Annotated in this window: 12 protein-coding genes (1 of these 12 only partly in view); 9 read left to right on the top strand and 3 right to left on the bottom strand. The window is 53.8% G+C overall.

Features of this window, described 5'->3' with window-relative positions:
* Positions 1–36: 36 nt before the first annotated feature.
* Positions 37–291, top strand: coding sequence for a glutaredoxin 3 (gene grxC, locus ACHZB8_RS19660; RefSeq protein WP_316862827.1), 255 nt, complete (start codon positions 37–39; stop codon positions 289–291).
* A 182-nt stretch (positions 292–473) separates the two neighbouring features.
* Here grxC and ACHZB8_RS19655 read toward each other — a convergent pair whose 3' ends face one another.
* Entirely contained in the window at positions 474–1754 is a 1281-nt protein-coding gene (locus ACHZB8_RS19655) for an outer membrane beta-barrel protein (protein WP_316862825.1), read from the bottom strand.
* 480 nt (positions 1755–2234) lie between these two features.
* On the opposite strand from ACHZB8_RS19655, the gene ACHZB8_RS19650 reads away from it, so the two are divergent.
* Both ACHZB8_RS19650 and ACHZB8_RS19645 read left to right on the top strand, forming a co-directional pair.
* Positions 2235–3065 carry a carbon-nitrogen hydrolase family protein gene (locus ACHZB8_RS19650; protein WP_316862824.1) on the top strand — a complete coding sequence of 277 codons (831 nt, stop codon included), beginning with the start codon at positions 2235–2237 and terminating at the stop codon, positions 3063–3065.
* Between the two features lie 132 nt (positions 3066–3197).
* Positions 3198–3677: a DUF1178 family protein gene (locus tag ACHZB8_RS19645; RefSeq protein ID WP_316862823.1), complete on the top strand. Its 480-nt coding sequence runs from the start codon at positions 3198–3200 to the stop codon at positions 3675–3677.
* Positions 3678–3963: 286 nt separating this feature from the next.
* Here ACHZB8_RS19645 and ubiG read toward each other — a convergent pair whose 3' ends face one another.
* Positions 3964–4725 carry a bifunctional 2-polyprenyl-6-hydroxyphenol methylase/3-demethylubiquinol 3-O-methyltransferase UbiG gene (gene ubiG / locus ACHZB8_RS19640; RefSeq protein WP_316862822.1) on the bottom strand — a complete coding sequence of 254 codons (762 nt, stop codon included), beginning with the start codon at positions 4723–4725 and terminating at the stop codon, positions 3964–3966.
* A 236-nt stretch (positions 4726–4961) separates the two neighbouring features.
* On the opposite strand from ubiG, the gene ACHZB8_RS19635 reads away from it, so the two are divergent.
* The 6 genes from ACHZB8_RS19635 (at position 4962) to clpB (ending at position 14819) form a co-directional block, all read left to right on the top strand.
* Complete coding sequence (locus ACHZB8_RS19635) at positions 4962–6215, top strand: aspartate kinase (RefSeq protein WP_316862821.1); 1254 nt, start codon at positions 4962–4964, stop codon at positions 6213–6215.
* A gap of 255 nt (positions 6216–6470) precedes the next feature.
* Positions 6471–8753, top strand: a complete 2283-nt coding sequence (ptsP, locus tag ACHZB8_RS19630) for a phosphoenolpyruvate--protein phosphotransferase (RefSeq protein WP_316862820.1) — start codon at positions 6471–6473, stop codon at positions 8751–8753.
* 96 nt (positions 8754–8849) lie between these two features.
* Entirely contained in the window at positions 8850–9941 is a 1092-nt protein-coding gene (gene prfA / locus ACHZB8_RS19625; protein ID WP_316862819.1) for a peptide chain release factor 1, read from the top strand.
* A 76-nt stretch (positions 9942–10017) separates the two neighbouring features.
* Complete coding sequence (prmC, locus tag ACHZB8_RS19620; protein WP_316862818.1) at positions 10018–10884, top strand: peptide chain release factor N(5)-glutamine methyltransferase; 867 nt, start codon at positions 10018–10020, stop codon at positions 10882–10884.
* Between the two features lie 385 nt (positions 10885–11269).
* Positions 11270–11902: a DUF4167 domain-containing protein gene (locus ACHZB8_RS19615; RefSeq protein WP_316862817.1), complete on the top strand. Its 633-nt coding sequence runs from the start codon at positions 11270–11272 to the stop codon at positions 11900–11902.
* 331 nt (positions 11903–12233) lie between these two features.
* Complete coding sequence (gene clpB / locus ACHZB8_RS19610; protein WP_316862816.1) at positions 12234–14819, top strand: ATP-dependent chaperone ClpB; 2586 nt, start codon at positions 12234–12236, stop codon at positions 14817–14819.
* 119 nt (positions 14820–14938) lie between these two features.
* On the opposite strand, the gene ACHZB8_RS19605 is transcribed toward clpB, so the two are convergent.
* Positions 14939–16908, bottom strand: partial view of a M23 family metallopeptidase gene (locus tag ACHZB8_RS19605; protein WP_316862815.1) — the 3' portion only. 55 nt of this gene lie beyond the right edge of the window; only the last 1970 of its 2025 coding nucleotides appear in the window; its start codon lies beyond the right edge, outside the window; the stop codon is at positions 14939–14941.

Here is a 16908-nt window from a genome sequence, read left to right as displayed (position 1 = left end):
CGCTCTTTATATGCGCCGGTGTGTTTGGAGACCAAAATGGCAGATGTGGTGATTTATACTCGAAAAATGTGCGGCTATTGCACGGCGGCGAAACGATTGCTCGGCGACAAGGGCGTCGCGTTTCGTGAATTTGATGCGACCTTTGATGCCGGCCTCAAGCAGGAAATGGTCAACAAGTCCGGGCGGCGGACCTTTCCGCAAATATTCATTAATGACAGCCATGTTGGCGGTTGTGATGAGCTTTATGCTCTTGAGAAGGCAGGAAAGCTTGACGCCATGCTTGCTGCCTGATGGTCGGGTCAAGCAACAGATTAGTCTTTCGGTCTGAGCCGGAATTTCCTTGAAGCGGAATGCCTCGGACATGTTGCCGATGATGGGGTTGCAAATAAAAAGCGGCTCAGAGCCAAGTCCGTGACTTATCCTCTGAACCGCTTTTTGTATCTCGGGATGCCTTGCCGTTAGGCCGTGGCCAGTTAGCGGAAGACAACGCCCAGCCGAACCTGATGGAAGTCATGTTCGATGTTTGACTTGCTGCCGCCAGTTTCCACCGCGAAGCTGTCATAGTTGTTATAGGTGTAGCCAAGGTCTGCACTGATGCGGTCGGTAATCGCATATTCCAGACCACCGCCAAAACTGAAGCCGTGCTTGAAAGGATCCAGATTGGTGTTTGAGGAAGGAGCGACCTCGGTCACAAACTGTGCAAGGTTGGCACCAGCCAGAACATAAGGCATGAAGCGATCAAACGCGTAGCCAGCTTTTGCACGCAGCGCAGAATGCCACATCAGGCGATAGCTGAAATCTGTAACAGGGCCGGACGGGTTCGTGCTTTTCGTGCCATTGTGAAAGACCAGTTCAGCCTCTGCACCAAGCCGGAAATTGCCGATCGGATAAAGATAGCCAACCTTGGCACCTGCCGATGCAGTTGCCAGATCGATCTTGCCATCACTATAGCCGTCCAGTTTGACCTTGCCGGTCGAGAAGCCCACGTTAAGGCCGAGGGAAGGCCCTGCAAAGAGGACCTTGTCCATGGTGTCTGCATCAGCCTGCATCGGATTGCCGAAATGATAAAGCAGGGCCGCGCGAGCAATATGGACGTCGTAGTCGTTCGTCAGAGTGGTTGGCCCGCTGGCGAGCTGATAATTGCTCTTGCCGTAATTCTGATAGATATATTCGGATCGCAAGGAGAAGTTCTGCGCAATCCGAACATCAACACCGGCACCTGCGGTATAGCCGAAAACGCCATCAATATCTGCCGTAGAACCGGTCGCAGTGGCGCCGCTCTTGACATAATATTCACCAGCCAGAAGACCTGCGCTTACGTAGGGCAGGAACCGTCCGAAGGAGTAACCCAGACGACCACGTGCTTCGGCGTGCCAGACATAATCGTTGTTCTGGTAGGGAAGCGCCGATCCGCTGTAATTGCCTTTGAGTTCATTAACCGAAACGCCGCCTTCCAGACCGTAGACGATGTTGCCCTGCTGGAAGTTCCAACCCGCCAGAACGCCACCCGTTGAGGAGTCGCCGGTGTTGAATTTGAAGCTGGTCTTGTTTGTGCCGTCTTTGCTGTTGATGGTGCCGTTGCCCATGCCATATTGAACGCCCATGTAAAGGCCGCTCCAGTCATAGGCAGACTGGGTGTCAAAAACAGTGTGAAGATCTGCGGCAAAAGCGGAAGAGGACAGCGCCACCATGATCATGGAAGAGGCTATGGTCTTTTTATACCGAGCAGCTCGCATTTGTTCAAAAAATTTCATGGGATCAGCAGTTTCTTGAATTTAAGAATTTTCAGACACATCCACCTTGCTACAAAAAAACACAAAACAAGTGTTGCGGAGGCGCGTTTCGTAGTTGGCTGCATCTTAGGGGAGAAGGTCGAGGCAAGTCACGACATTAACGGAATATGAACAGCTATATTGCGTTGCTTGCATGGTTTTTTTCACCACTGTTGCAATTTTGAGACTGTTATCAGCGTTGTGGTGTCGTGCAGCTCCGGGCGGGAGTGGTTCGTTAATCATGTTGAGGGGTAAGGGAGGTGTAAAAAGCACTGTGGGCCGCACTTTAGAGCTTCCCTGTTTATGGGTGCCGGGCTATTTTGAGTCTTCTGTCCCATTTGTCCCCTGTTGCAGTAGGACTGCTTTTGAAAATGTGCTTTTAAACAAGTTTAAGTCCTTGTTAAACATTCGTTTTCAGACTTGTTTTTGATGATGTTGCCTATCAACCGCGTGGAGAGCCGCATGACGTCTTTTCGAGCCGCCTGTATTCAAATGTGTTCAGCGTTGGACCCTGTTCGGAATCTGGACGATGCCGAGCATCTGATCCGGGACGCAAGACGCGATGGCTGCCAGTATATTCAGACACCGGAGCAGACCGCGACGATGGAAATGAATCGTCAGGCCATGATGAATGTGATTTCAGCGCAAGAGGACTGCACGGGCCTGAAGCGTATGCAGGCGTTGGCCGAAGAGCTGGATATCTGGCTTCACATCGGCTCGATGTCGTTTCTGGTCGGAACAGGCGATGATGCTCGGGCCGTGAACAGAAGCTTGTTGATATCTCCGGCTGGGCGTGTTGCGGCTTCATACGACAAGATACACATGTTCGATGTCGATCTGGAGAGTGGCGAGAGCTACCGGGAGTCGGCGAGCTTTGTTCCGGGTCAAAAGGCGGTGGCGGCTCCTTTGCCGTGGGGAACTCTTGGGCTTTCCATTTGTTACGATTTACGCTTTCCCTATCTTTATCGTGCCCTCAGTAAGCAAATGAATGCCAATATTCTGGCAATTCCGGCGGCCTTTACAAAACGCACTGGCCAGGCTCACTGGCATGTGTTGATGCGAGCCCGGGCGATCGAGAATGGCGCATTCGTGATCGCTGCGGCGCAGGGGGGGCAGCATGAGAATGGTCGCAAGACCTATGGTCATTCCCTTATCGTAGATCCGTGGGGCACGATTTTGGCCGAAGCCGCAGATGAGCCAGGCTTTATTGCAGCTAATATCGACATGACGCGCGTAGACGTTTGTCGCAAGGCGATTCCATCACTTCAGCATGATCGTTCTTTTGAAATTTGATACCGATTACTCTATATATAGAGACAGGGTCCAAATGTAGAGACAGGATCCAACAGATGCCGAATTCGGTATCCGGTCTTGTCGGCAGTTTTCGACAAAGCGCCGGTCTTTTCAGTCTTCAAAGGAGCTACCTTGATTAAGTATTCGCTGCGCTGCGATCATGATCACGTATTTGAAGTATGGTTTCGCAATAATGATGATTGCGAAGCGCAAATGAAGCATGGGCATGTGGAATGTCCGGTCTGTAGCTCCACTGCGATTTCGAAATCCCTGATGTCGCCGAAAGTGTCCGGGACCCGGTCTCAGAATGCGCCATCTGGTCCTGCCCTTGTTCCTGCCAATCACTCAGCGCCCAGTCAGGCGGTTACGGTTGGAGCTGCAACACCTGACCAACAGCAGGTTCAGCACATGCTCAGGGCCTTCAGGGACCATGTGGTGCAGAATGCCGATTATGTCGGTGACAAATTTGCCGAAGAGGCGCGCAAGATCCATTTCAAGGAAAGCGAGAAGCGCGGCATTTACGGCGAAGCGAGTGTTGAGGATGCCAAGTCTTTGGCAGAGGATGGCATTGATTGCCTGCCGTTGCCATCATTGCCGGAAGACAAGAACTGAACGCTCGATGGGCGTTGTCGGGTCTGTCATGAAATGTCCCTGACAAGGGCTGGTGCGAAGCCGAAGCCGCCCCAACCCTTTTCCCGCTGAAGAAATGTCCGATGCGTCAAGGTCTGGGGCATTGGCGATCCTTTTCAGAAATGTGCCAAGGCCTGAAGCCGCTCATCGGTCTTCGATGTGTCTGTCACCGTGCCATCACGCGCGATATTGTCTGCACTGATGATCGTGCCGGCTTTTGAAAGCCTTTGGCTCAACTCAGATGATTGGGGCAGATAATCGGGGTTGCTCAGTCTGTTTCGGGACGCTCGCACAGGATCATGTAGTTGACGTCAAGATCCTTGGAGAGCGACCATTTGTCGAACAGGGGATTATAAGTCACGCCGGTCTTTTCGAGGACGGTCAGCGATGTTGGCGCAAGGGCGCGTTCCAACTCGTCCGGGGTGACAAATTTCTCCCAACTGTGGGTGCCGATGGGCAGCCAGCGCAGGACATATTCCGCTCCGATGATCGCCAGAGCATGCGCTTTCATGGTCCGGTTGAGGGTGGCGATGAACATCAGTCCGCCTGGTTTGACCATGCTGGCGCTTGTCTGAATGAAAAGATCAACATCGGCGACATGTTCGACGACTTCCATATTGAGGACTGCATCAAACTGTTCGCCATTTTCCGCGAGGGCTTCGGCTGTCGTGGCCCGATAGTCGATGTCGAGTCCGCCTTCCTTGGCGTGGGTTGAGGCGACACCGATATTCTTTTCAGATGCATCCACCCCGACGATCTTAGCACCCATGCGACAGAGGGGCTCGCACAGCAGGCCGCCACCGCAACCGATATCGAGAATGCGGATGCCTTCCAGCGGCCTTGCGGACTTGTTGTCCCGTCCGAAATGGTCAACCAGTATCTGCCGGATATAGGCAAGCCGTGTCGGATTGAATTTGTGCAGGGGGCGAAATTTGCCTTTGGGGTTCCACCATTCTGCGGCCATCGCCGAGAAGCGTTCGATTTCTGCGTCATCCACAGTCGAGGTTGGCCGGTTATTTTCAGAAGTCATTTGAATTCCGCCTGATGCTAAGGACTGCCCGAAGATTGAATAAATCACTATACGAGAGGAGGAGTCTGTTTGGTTTTTTGATAAATTCGGTCTGGCATCGAAAAAGTCAAGCCTTTGAATGCTTGCAAGCAGGGCGTCTGCCGAGTATGACTATGCGCAAACGGCAAGAGGGGCAGTCTCAGGAGCTGCCTCGATTGTCTCGTAACAAGGAAACCAGTGACAGAAAGCGATAGTGAATGGCTCGTCTTGTCATGAAGTTTGGTGGCACCTCTGTAGCGGATCTTAATCGCATCAGACGAGTCGCCCGACATGTGAAACGTGAAGTGGATGCCGGGAATCAGGTGGCCGTCGTGGTCTCTGCCATGGCAGGAAAAACCAATGAACTGGTCGGCTGGGTTCAGGAAGCCGCCCCCCTTTATGATGCAAGGGAATATGACACGGTCGTATCCTCAGGTGAGCAGGTTACGTCCGGTTTGCTTGCATTGACCTTGCAGAATATCGGAGTTGATGCCCGGTCGTGGCTCGGGTGGCAAATTCCCTTTAAAACCAATGGCGTACATGGTGCGGCGCGGATTGAAGAAATCAACGGGGATGCTCTTGTCGAGCGGCTCGAGATGAATCAGGTTGCCGTCATTGCGGGTTTCCAGGGAATCGGCCCGGACAATCGCATATCGACATTGGGTCGCGGTGGGTCTGACACGAGTGCTGTGGCGATTGCTGCGGCTATTCGGGCCGATCGCTGTGACATCTATACCGATGTCGACGGGGTCTATACGACCGATCCGAGGATCGTGCCGGAAGCGCGTCGTCTGGAGCAGATTTCCTTTGAGGAAATGCTCGAAATGGCCTCTCTGGGGGCTAAGGTGATGCAGGTTCGCTCGGTAGAAATGGCAATGGTTCATAATGTGCGTACCTTCGTGCGGTCGTCATTTGTTGAGCCGGATGCTCCGGAATTGATGAACAGCAACCACCCCGTGGGAACTTTGATCTGTGATGAGGATGAGATTGTGGAAAAACAGGTTGTAACCGGAATTGCCTTCTCAAAGGACGAAGCGCAAATCTCTCTGCGCCGTGTTGAGGACAAGCCGGGTATTGCGGCGCATGTTTTTGGTCCTCTGGCAGAGGCCAATATCAATGTCGATATGATCGTGCAGAACATATCTGAGGATGGCACCATCACCGATATGACCTTCACGGTTCCGAAAGGGGATTTCGAGCGCGCCAAGATCGTGCTGGAAGAGGCCCGCTCGAATATCAACTATGCGGTGCTGCATGGTTCCACGGATGTTGTCAAAGTGTCTGTCATTGGTATCGGCATGCGCAGTCACGCCGGGGTCGCCTCAACGGCCTTCAAGGCGCTTGCGGACAAGGGTATCAATATTCGCGCAATCACGACGTCCGAGATCAAGATCTCTATTCTGATTAACGCTGAATATGCTGAATTGGCGGTGCGGTCCTTGCACTCGCTTTATGGTCTGGATAAAAAATAACGGCAAAATACGGGCTGGCGTGCTTGCATGTCAGCCTGTGTGTGTTGACACTTGTTCAAGAGCTGATCCTCAATCGTTTCAGTATGCTAGGAATGATTGATCTGTTTGTTTGCCACGTGCCATAGTGAATTTGGAACGAATCCCCATCCACCAGTGCATGGACTTCTGTCATGCTGTGCGGGTTGGGTGTTGAAACGCGTTGGTCTTGCCTCTGGTCTGGCCAAATCGTAAAATGCGGAACCCGGAGAGACGCCGATGCGTGGAAATCTGGCTGGTCCGCGGATCTTGTTGCGACGCCTTCGCGAAACGATGGCGAAGCCCACGGATGCGCAGGAACGATTAAACGAGATCGTGCAGCTGATCGCGGCCAATATGGTGGCCGAGGTCTGCTCTGTCTATGTTCTTCGTTCGGACAGCCAGCTTGAGCTTTATGCCACGGAAGGTCTCAATCCCACGGCCGTTCACGAAACCCGATTGCATGTCGGGGAAGGTCTGGTCGGGCACATCGCCTCTGAAGCCCGCATTCTCAATCTGTCCGAGCCTCAGGACCATCCTGCTTTTGCCTATCGCCCGGAAACAGGCGAGGAAATCTATCATGCCTTTCTTGGTGTGCCGATCTTGCGCTCTGGACGCACGCTCGGGGTTCTGGTGGTGCAGAACAAGACCCAGCGCATCTACTCGGATGAAGAGGTCGAGGCGCTGCAAACGACGGCAATGGTCCTTGCCGAGCTGATCGCATCGGGCGAGCTGAAAGGGCTTTCAGACCCTGGAGCGGATCTCGATCTGGTGCGTCCCCTTCGGATCGAAGGGCTGGCGATGGCGGAAGGAATCGGCCTTGGGCGGGTTGTGCTGCATGAGCCGCGTATTGTCGTAACGAATCTGATCGCCGAGGATTCGCTGGCTGAAGAAAAACGTCTGGAAACGGCGATCGAGCAATTGCGCTTGTCCGTCGATGATCTTCTGAGCCGGGATGATATCTCTCACGGCGGTGAGCATCGCGATATTCTGGAAGCCTATCGCATGTTCGCCTATGACCGGGGCTGGGTGCGGCGGATGAAGGAAGCCGTTCAGACCGGCCTGACTGCCGAGGCCGCTGTCGAGCGTGTGCAAAGTGATACCCGGGCCCGACTGATGCGCTCGACCGATCCCTATCTTCGGGACCGTCTGCATGACTTTGATGATCTTGCCAATCGCCTGCTGCGGAAACTGACAGGGGACCAGCTCGCGGGGAAGGGCGTCGAGCGTCCAACGGATTCTATTGTCGTTGCACGCAATATGGGCGCGGCGGAGCTGCTCGATTATGGGCGTGACAGGGTGCGTGGGCTGGTGCTCGAAGAGGGCGCGCCTACCAGCCATGTGGTCATTGTTGCAAGAGCGCTCGGGATTCCAACCGTCGGACAGGTGACAACTGCCGTCAACCTTTGCGAGGACGGCGATCCCATCATTATTGATGGGGACACCGGACAGGTTCATATCCGCCCACCGGCCGACGTGGAAGCGTCCTACGTTGATCAGGTGAAGTTTCGTGCGCACCGTCAGGAGCAATATCGCAAGCTGCGGGACAAACCGGCGATTACCAGGGACGATGTTGAAATCGATCTCTACATGAATGCCGGTCTGCTGGTTGATTTGCCCAATCTCAGTGGTGCCGGTGCCAAGGGGATCGGCCTGTTCCGAACCGAGTTGCAGTTCATGGTGGCTGAAAGCTTCCCACGCATGCGCGAGCAGGAAAAAGTCTATCGCCGTGTTCTGGACAACACCGCAGGGATGCCAGTGACCTTCCGCTCTTTGGATGTGGGAGGTGACAAGGTGCTCTCCTTCTTGCGCATGAGTGCTGAGGAAAACCCGGCCATGGGTTGGAGGGCCATTCGTCTGGGACTGGATCGGCCCGGATTGTTGAGGACACAGATTCGAGCTCTTCTGCATGCCGCGGCCGGGCGCTATTTGCGTTTGATGTTCCCGATGATCACCGATATTGGTGAGTTTGATCAGGCAAAGGACTTGTTTGAACGCGAGATTGCCCATCTGGATCGACATGGCCATCAGAAGCCGGACAAAATCTGTCTTGGTGCGATGCTGGAAGTGCCGTCTTTGCTGTTCCAGCTTGATGAATTGATGGATCGGGTCGATTTCATTTCGATCGGGACCAACGATCTGCATCAGTTCATGATGGCCTGTGACAGGGGAAATACCCGATTGTCCGGTCGCTATTCTTCTCTCTCCCCGTCCTTCTTGCGAGCCCTGCAATGTGTCATTCGCAAGGGTGATGAGAAGGGTGTGCCGATTACTGTTTGCGGCGAGCTGGCGGGCAAGGCATTTGGCGCGATGGCTTTGCTGGCAATCGGTTACAGGCGTTTGTCGATGGCACCCTCTTCGGTTGGTCCGGTCAAGGCGATGGTTCTTGACTTGCCGCTCGCTGAGCTTGAAGCAGAGTTCAGACCTGTTTTGGAAAAAGCCACCAGCAGCGAGCAGGTCATCGAATTTCTGGCAGGTTTTGCTGCCGAGCATGATATCCATATCTCAGCCGGAAACATCTAGCGGTACCATTCGGATGCCCAATTGCGACTTGCTCCCTGTTCGGCAGGTGCGAGTTGATGTTCCGAAAAGAGCTGAGGATGACAGAAAGAAAAGACAATGGCAGGAATTTCTATTCCTTTACGACGCGTCGATGCGCTCATTCAACGATTTGACTCTCTTTCTGCCGAGATGGCAGCAGGACCTGCTCCGGATGTCTATGTGAAATTGAGCCGGGACTATGCCGAACTGGAGCCGGTGGCCCAGAAGGCTCAGGAATATGTCAAGGCGCTTCGGGAACTTGACGACCTGAAGGAAATCCTGAATGACCCGGATATGGACGCCGAGATGCGCGAGTTGGCGCAGATGGATGTTAAACCAACGGAAGAAAAGATCGAGCAACTGGCTTCAGAGTTGCAGATTCTTCTTCTTCCCAAGGATGCCGCTGACAGCAAGAGCGCCATTCTGGAGGTGCGTGCCGGGACGGGCGGGGACGAAGCCGCGCTTTTTGCTGGCGATCTGTTTCGCATGTATCAGCGGTATGCCGAGGAAAATGGCTGGAAGGTCTCCATCATGTCGGTGAGCGAGGGCGAAGTTGGTGGCTACAAGGAAATCATTGCCAGCGTCGCCGGTGTCGGTGTGTTCGCGAAAATGAAATTTGAGTCCGGCGTGCATCGCGTCCAGCGCGTGCCAGAGACGGAATCAGGTGGTAGAATTCATACCTCTGCGGCAACTGTTGCCGTGTTGCCCGAGGCCGAAGAGGTGGATATCGATATTCGACCCGAAGATATCCGCATTGATACGATGCGTGCGTCCGGCGCTGGTGGGCAGCATGTGAACACCACCGACTCTGCTGTGCGTATTACTCACTTGCCAACGGGTATTGTGGTCACGTCTTCTGAAAAATCCCAGCATCAGAACCGGGCAAATGCCATGAAGGTCTTGCAGGCTCGCCTGTTTGAAGCTGAACGGGCCCGGGCTGACAGTGAGCGTGCCGATGCCCGTCGTGGGCAGGTGGGATCCGGTGATCGCTCCGAGCGCATTCGGACCTATAACTTTCCTCAAGGCAGGGTGACCGATCATCGTATCAATCTGACGCTCTACAAGCTTGACAAGGTGTTGGCGGGGGAAGGCCTGAACGAATTGATCGATGCTCTGATCGCAGAGAATCAGGCCCAGATGCTGGCCGCTGCGGAAGCTGATGAAATCTAGCCTGTCGGACGGTGCACCCTTTCACGCACAGCCCAAACATGGTCAAAGACGGTCTGACAAATAGAGTTGGAAAGCAATGCGCCTCGATCAGATGATTGCCAAAATGGCAGCGCGTCTGTCAAACGATGGAATCGACACAGCGAAGCTTGATGCGCGGCTATTGGCTCGTCACGCCCTGGGCCTGAGCGATGTCGGTCTGCTTTCCGGTTTTGATCGCATTCTTGACGACAGGGATATCGCCTGTCTTGAGGTCTTGATGCAGCGTCGCCTCAAACGAGAACCGGTCGCTCATATTTTGGGAGAGAGGGATTTCTGGGGTCTGCTCTTCAAGGTTACCAAGGACACCTTGGTACCACGACCGGACAGCGAGACGCTTGTCGCCGGGATCCTTGACACGATCAACGACCACGATGCGTCGCTGACAATTCTCGACATTGGCACCGGAAGCGGATGCCTGTTGCTCTCGCTTCTTTCCGAGTTGCCCAATGCTGTCGGGGTTGGAGCCGATATCAGTTCTCCTGCGCTGGCCGTTGCGCAGCAGAATGCGGAGGCTCTGGATCTTGCGGGGCGGGCTTGCTTTGTTCGTGGCCATTATGCCGAGGCATTTTCTGGCGGGATTGATATTCTGATTTCCAACCCTCCCTATCTCGCAGCCCATGAGATGGATGATCTGGAGGTGGACGTCGCCCAATATGACCCTGCTGGAGCATTGGTTTCCGGTGAAAGTGGGCTCGAAGCCTATCAGCAGATCTTCTCGTCAGTTCATGAGTGGGATCGGATTCCGGGATTGATGGCCTTTGAATTCGGGCATGCCCAAGCACAAGATGTGCAAGAGCTCGCAAAAATGACAGGTCTCGTGGCACGGGCTGGAAGCTCTGGAAAAATATTGAAGGATTTGGGGGGGCGAAATCGCGTATATCTGCTTCAAAGTATGCAATATTAAGCCTTTTTGCCAAACTTCTGTTGAAAGCAGTGTTTGCATTTGAACAAAAAAACCTCTTGGGGCTTGAATTTATGTCGTAACCCGATAAGTTTGACTTACCAAGACGAGGTTCCGGTTGATTTGCTGATTATGCTCCATTCAACTGGCGTTGGGATATCTATCCGTCGGGCCTGAGAACAAGGCGTGCCGACAGCAGATTTCAGATTTATTCAGTCAAAGAAGCCGTTCAAACATGGATTTGGGCAGGCTCGTGACATTTCAAACAGGTTGACAACTCGATGCCAGGGTCTGAGCGATCAGATAGGGCCGCGTGAATGTTGGGCAATATCCAGCCAAATTGTCATGCAGAAACCTTTTGGTCGGCCTTTTATACGAGAGAAAAACAATGCGACAGAGCCAAAAAAGCAGCCGGACACGTAGTCGCGGGCGCAAACCGTCTAATCCGCTGTCCCGGTCTTATGACAGCAATGGTCCGGATGTGAAAATTCGTGGTACGGCCAGCCATATTGCCGAAAAATATCAGTCCTTGGCGAGAGACGCCTTGGCGTCGGGTGATATTGTCATGGCAGAAAACTATTATCAGCATGCCGAGCATTATTTGCGCATCATCGCGTCGGCTCAGTCTTCCTCGCGTGATGATGCAAGACAGGCCAATGGCAGCGGTGATCAGCCCTCTGTTGAGCGTTCCAACCGCAAGCCATCGAATGTGACCGAGATTTCTGGTGATGAACCACAGGCCGAGGTGAGCGGTTTCGAGAATACGGCCATGGAGATGGACGTGGCTGTCGTTGATGGCTTGTCCGATGACGATGATGCATCATCGGAGAGTTCATCACCTAGCGAAGCCAGCTCCGGTGATGGAGATGATGAAGGCAAAGCCCCAGCGGCACCGCGGCGGCGTCGCCGGACGACCTATCGTTCACGCAAACGCCCTGCGCCTCAGGATGGTGGAGAGGGCGCACCTCAGCCGGATGTGTCCGCAATGCCCGAGGCAGCGGCAGCTGCCGGCGATGATTGATGCTGCTGCTGGCGGCGAATTCCATTTGAAAAACCGAGAGCCCGGACACATGTTCCGGGCTTTTTTTGTTTGTTCAGTTCTGGCGCTTCCTTTTCGCCATTTGGTTCTTCGGGAAATCGAATTAATTTGCGCATAGGCCCTTTTGTGGCGTAAATGCCACACCATATTGGAAGGGAGATCTTTTCTGGCTGAGTGCAGCAGGGAAGAAAAGTGATTATCGCAATGTCCTGCTGGGTTTTGATCGGGGGGCTGTGAGATAATCAAATCAATCAGTGGCATCTCAATCATGCCGATATTCGGATGAGAGAGATCGTGCACAAGGAGAATAGAGATGAATTTGGAACGCTACACAGAGCGGGCGCGCGGCTTCATGCAGTCAGCGCAAACCTATGCCATAGGGCAGGGGCATCAGGCTTTCTTGCCTGAGCATCTTCTCAAGGTTCTGATGGACGACAAGGAAGGTATGGCCAGTGGTCTGATCGACCGGTCGGGCGGCCAGTCTTCGCAAGTTCGCAAGCTGCTGGATGAACATCTCAGGTCCATTCCGTCGGTATCCGGATCCGGGGCGGGGCAGCTCTATCTGTCGCCCACCATGGCAAAATTGTATGAAAAGGCTGAAGAGGTCGCGAAGAAGGCGGGGGATTCGTATGTTACGGTTGAGCGCTTGCTTTTGGCCCTGAGCCTTGTCAGCGACAGTGATGCCGCCAAGATCCTGAACAAGGCGGGTGTTTCCCCGCAGACGCTCAATCAGGCGATCGAAGCTTTGCGCAAAGGGCGCACTGCCGATTCGGCCTCTGCCGAAGATGGCTATGATGCGCTCAAGAAATATGCACGTGATCTGACGCAGGATGCCAAAGACGGCAAGCTTGATCCTGTTATCGGTCGTGATGATGAAATTCGCCGCACGATTCAGGTGCTGTCACGCAGAACCAAGAACAACCCTGTGCTGATCGGCGAACCGGGTGTCGGCAAGACAGCGATTGCCGAAGGACTGGCACTTCGAATCGTCAATGGTGATGTGCCCGAGTCATTGACCGACAAACGGCTTTTGGCTCTTGATATGGGCGCTCTGATTGCCGGCGCAAAATATCGCGGTGAATTTGAGGAACGACTGAAAGCGGTTCTGAATGAGGTTCAGTCTGCGAGCGGTGAGCTCATTCTGTTCATTGACGAGATGCATACGCTGGTCGGGGCTGGCAAGTCGGACGGCGCCATGGATGCTTCAAACCTGCTTAAACCGGCCCTGGCTCGTGGCGAGCTTCACTGCGTGGGTGCTACGACGCTTGATGAATATCGCAAATATGTAGAAAAAGATGCCGCTCTTGCCCGTCGGTTCCAGCCGGTTATGGTCAATGAGCCGACCGTTTCCGACACGATTTCGATTTTGCGCGGCTTGAAAGAAAAATATGAGCTGCACCATGGCGTCCGCATCAGTGACAATGCATTGGTGTCGGCAGCTACCTTGTCGGATCGTTATATTACGGACCGGTTCTTGCCCGACAAGGCAATTGACTTGGTCGATGAAGCAGCTTCTCGCCTTCGCATGCAGGTGGATTCCAAACCGGAAGCCCTTGATGAGCTTGACCGGCGTATCATTCAGCTCAAGATCGAACGCGAAGCTTTGAAAAAGGAAGAGGATGAGGCATCCAGAGATCGACTTGGCAAGCTGGAAAGTGAACTGGTCGGGCTTGAAGAAGAGTCCGCGGTTCTGACACAGCGCTGGCAAGGTGAGAAAGACAAGCTGTCCGATGCAACAAAGCTGAAAGAACAGCTTGATGAGGCTCGGGTGCAACTTGAGCAGGCGCAAAGGCGGGGCGACCTTGCCAAGGCGGGTGAGTTGGCCTATGGCGAAATTCCGCGCATCGAGGCTACATTGGCTGAGGTGGAAGAACGGACACAGCAGGCGGGTGCTATGGTTGAACGTTCCGTTCAGCCGGATCACGTTGCTCATGTGGTGTCTCGCTGGACCGGCATCCCCGTTGACAAGATGCTTGAAGGAGAACGGGACAAGCTGCTCAGAATGGAAGACGAGCTTGGCAAGCGGGTGATTGGTCAGGCAGAAGCCGTCACCGCAGTTTCCAAGGCCGTCAGACGTGCACGTGCGGGCTTGCAGGATCCGAATCGGCCTATCGGTTCTTTCATGTTCCTTGGTCCGACCGGTGTCGGCAAAACCGAGCTTACCAAATCGCTTGCCGATTTTCTGTTTGATGATGAGCACGCGATGGTTCGTCTCGATATGTCCGAATTCATGGAAAAACACTCGGTTGCCCGCCTGATCGGTGCACCTCCGGGCTATGTTGGCTATGAAGAGGGTGGTGTTCTGACGGAAGCGGTTCGCCGGCGGCCCTATCAGGTGATTCTTTTCGACGAGATTGAAAAGGCGCATCCGGATGTGTTCAACGTGCTGTTGCAGGTGCTTGATGACGGGCGACTGACCGATGGTCATGGACGGACGGTTGATTTCCGCAATACGCTGATCATCATGACGTCCAACCTTGGTGCAGAATTCCTGCTCGGCAAGGCAGAGACGGATCTGGGCGAGGAAGACAGGCAAAATGTTCTGAATGTGGTGCGCAGTGCATTCCGTCCGGAATTTCTCAACAGGATTGATGAAATCATCATCTTCCATCGTCTGATGAGAGAACATATGGCCTCTATCGTCGAGATCCAGATGCAGCGCATGGCCAAACTGCTTGTTGATCGCAAGATCGAGCTGGTTCTGGACGACGAGGCGGTGCAGTGGCTGGCCAACAAGGGCTATGACCCGGCCTATGGTGCAAGACCGCTCAAGCGCGTCATTCAGCGCTACTTGCAGGATCCTCTGGCCGAGGAATTGCTTTCGGGCGGTATTCTGGATTGTTCCAGGGTACATGTGCTGGTCAAGGATGACGCCCTGACCTTTGGCGTCGAGGAATAATGCAGGCTTGCCTGTGCAATCGTAAAACGGCAAACGCCCCGGACTTGTCTTCCGGGGCGTTTTTGCGTCTTATCTGATGCGAGCGGGGTCAGTCTCGGCAGTGATCCGAATGAATCAGATCAGTTGTCGGCACTCGCCAATTTGATATTGCTTGATTTGCCGAGCAATTCATTGACACGTATGCGTTCATCATCGAAATTGGCGAGCATCTCGCCATTCAGGCTCCGGCCTTGAGGCAGGCGAATGCGCATCGGATCGACATGTCTGCCGTTGACCGTGACTTCATAGTGAAGATGTGGTCCGGTCGAGAGGCCAGTCGAGCCGACATAGCCGATAATCTGTCCCTGATGAACATAATCGCCAACATCTATGCCCGGTTCGAATCGGGTCATGTGGCCATAGCCGGTTGCATAGCCGTTTGTATGTTGGATTTGGATGAATTTGCCATAGCCGCTCGACCATTTTCTGGTGACGATCCTGCCGTTGCCGGATGCAAGGATGGGCGTGCCGCGCGGCGCGGACCAGTCTACGCCTTTATGCAGACGCATGATCTTGAGAATCGGATGGCGACGCCAGCCGAACGGAGACCGGAATTTTGCACCGGGAACCGGTTTGCGCATGAGGAACTTTTTCGCGCTGCGACCATTTTCATCATAATAGTCGACGATTCCGTCATCGGGTGTCCGGTATCTGTAATAGCGTTTGGTCTGGCCGTTGAGCTGTATCTCGACAAACATGATTTCGGCATGTTCATCCTTCTCGCTCTGGGGCGCGGAATGGAATATTTGCAGGGAGTCGCCTGATTGGACTTTGGCATTGAAGTCGACGTCAAAGGACAGGATCTTGATGATCTCGTCGATCATTTCGGCCTCAATGCCATTGTTCAAGGCTGTCTGATAAACCGAATCGTAAACGGTGAGGCGCGGGCCGGACTGCAAGTTGGCGATATTGTCGGTGGTGGCCGAAAGGGCAAGCGTGTTTTCCATCGGCTCGTCGGCAACCTGGAAGGTGCCCTGATCAGACCGGGCAACGGTTATCTGGTGCTCTTCGCCCAGATAGAGGCTGATTCGCAATGGAGAGCGTTCTCTTATTCCATCATGGACCAACTCATAGACAATCCGCATGCGCTGATTGTTTGAAAGGGCGTCGATGCCAGCCTTGGCCGCGATCAGGTTTGCGAGATCAGCCGCTTCCTGCTCTGTTGCTTCATTTTCCAACAGCAGATTGCGCACGGTGTCGCCCTGAACGGCAACGACGATTTTCTCTTCTGTTTCCGATCCCTGTCCATTGAGTTCGTTTTTGGTAATCGAACTCATGTTCTCCGGAATGATTCGGATATAGGCAGGCGTCAAGGCGTCCACCGAGGTTGTTGGGAAGTCAAAGCGGGCGGGATCAATGACGCCAATGGCAGGTTCGGGTCCGTTCGCCTGGTCAGAAAAGAAAAGGGCGGATTGATCGACCAGTTGCCTAATGGCAAAATTGCTCGGCTTGCCAGCATCCAGCTTGTAATCTGAGGAGAGGGTCAGTGGTTCGGTGCGCAGTCGCATTTCCCCCTCGACGTTCGCCGAATAGAACTGGTCTTCCTGAAGGTTGTTCGCGGGCTTCGGTTTTGCACCGGTGGTCGAGAAAATTCTTACTGGATCAAAAGAGGGAAAAGAGACGTTGAGACTCTTTTTGGTTTCAAGCGATGCAGAAATCAGGATGAATGGCTTTGTCGTAATCAGATCTTCGGTCCCAAGATTGGAAATGGTGCTGACCTGAATTTCGCGCCGATGCGAAACCGGACGTATGGATCGGGAGAGACGATTGCCCTTTTTGCCCGCCGAGATCAGTTCGCCCGGCTTCAATTTGCGGGTTTGGACGGTCTGCTTGTAAAAGGCCTCTTCTGAAATCTCATCAGTGCTTTGAATGCCGGCAATCAATGCTCCGCCCATCAGAAAGATCGAAGTGCAGCCCGTCAGAACCGTGCCGACGAGCCATCGAATGTTCAATGTCCTGCGGTCGGGCGGGTTAAGGCGAGCGGATGGCGTCAAAAGGGCAGGCATCTGACCAAGAGATATACCACTCGTGAGCTGTTCAGCCAGCTTAA

The organism is uncultured Cohaesibacter sp., from assembly GCF_963556055.3.
Lineage (GTDB): Bacteria > Pseudomonadota > Alphaproteobacteria > Rhizobiales > Cohaesibacteraceae > Cohaesibacter.
Note: the sequence above shows the minus strand (reverse complement) of the source record. Positions and strands in the feature narration are given on the sequence as shown.

Bases quoted from the DNA above. Each gene is read 5' to 3' on its own strand.
- clpB (WP_316862816.1), top strand. From the start codon at position 12,234: ATGAATTTGGAACGCTACACAGAGCGGGCGCGCGGCTTCATGCAGTCA.
- ACHZB8_RS19615 (WP_316862817.1), top strand. From the start codon at position 11,270: ATGCGACAGAGCCAAAAAAGCAGCCGGACACGTAGTCGCGGGCGCAAA.
- ubiG (WP_316862822.1), bottom strand. From the start codon at position 4,725: ATGACTTCTGAAAATAACCGGCCAACCTCGACTGTGGATGACGCAGAA.
- ACHZB8_RS19635 (WP_316862821.1), top strand. From the start codon at position 4,962: ATGGCTCGTCTTGTCATGAAGTTTGGTGGCACCTCTGTAGCGGATCTT.
- prfA (WP_316862819.1), top strand. From the start codon at position 8,850: ATGGCAGGAATTTCTATTCCTTTACGACGCGTCGATGCGCTCATTCAA.
- grxC (WP_316862827.1), top strand. From the start codon at position 37: ATGGCAGATGTGGTGATTTATACTCGAAAAATGTGCGGCTATTGCACG.
- prmC (WP_316862818.1), top strand. From the start codon at position 10,018: ATGCGCCTCGATCAGATGATTGCCAAAATGGCAGCGCGTCTGTCAAAC.
- ACHZB8_RS19655 (WP_316862825.1), bottom strand. From the start codon at position 1,754: ATGAAATTTTTTGAACAAATGCGAGCTGCTCGGTATAAAAAGACCATA.
- ACHZB8_RS19650 (WP_316862824.1), top strand. From the start codon at position 2,235: ATGACGTCTTTTCGAGCCGCCTGTATTCAAATGTGTTCAGCGTTGGAC.
- ptsP (WP_316862820.1), top strand. From the start codon at position 6,471: ATGCGTGGAAATCTGGCTGGTCCGCGGATCTTGTTGCGACGCCTTCGC.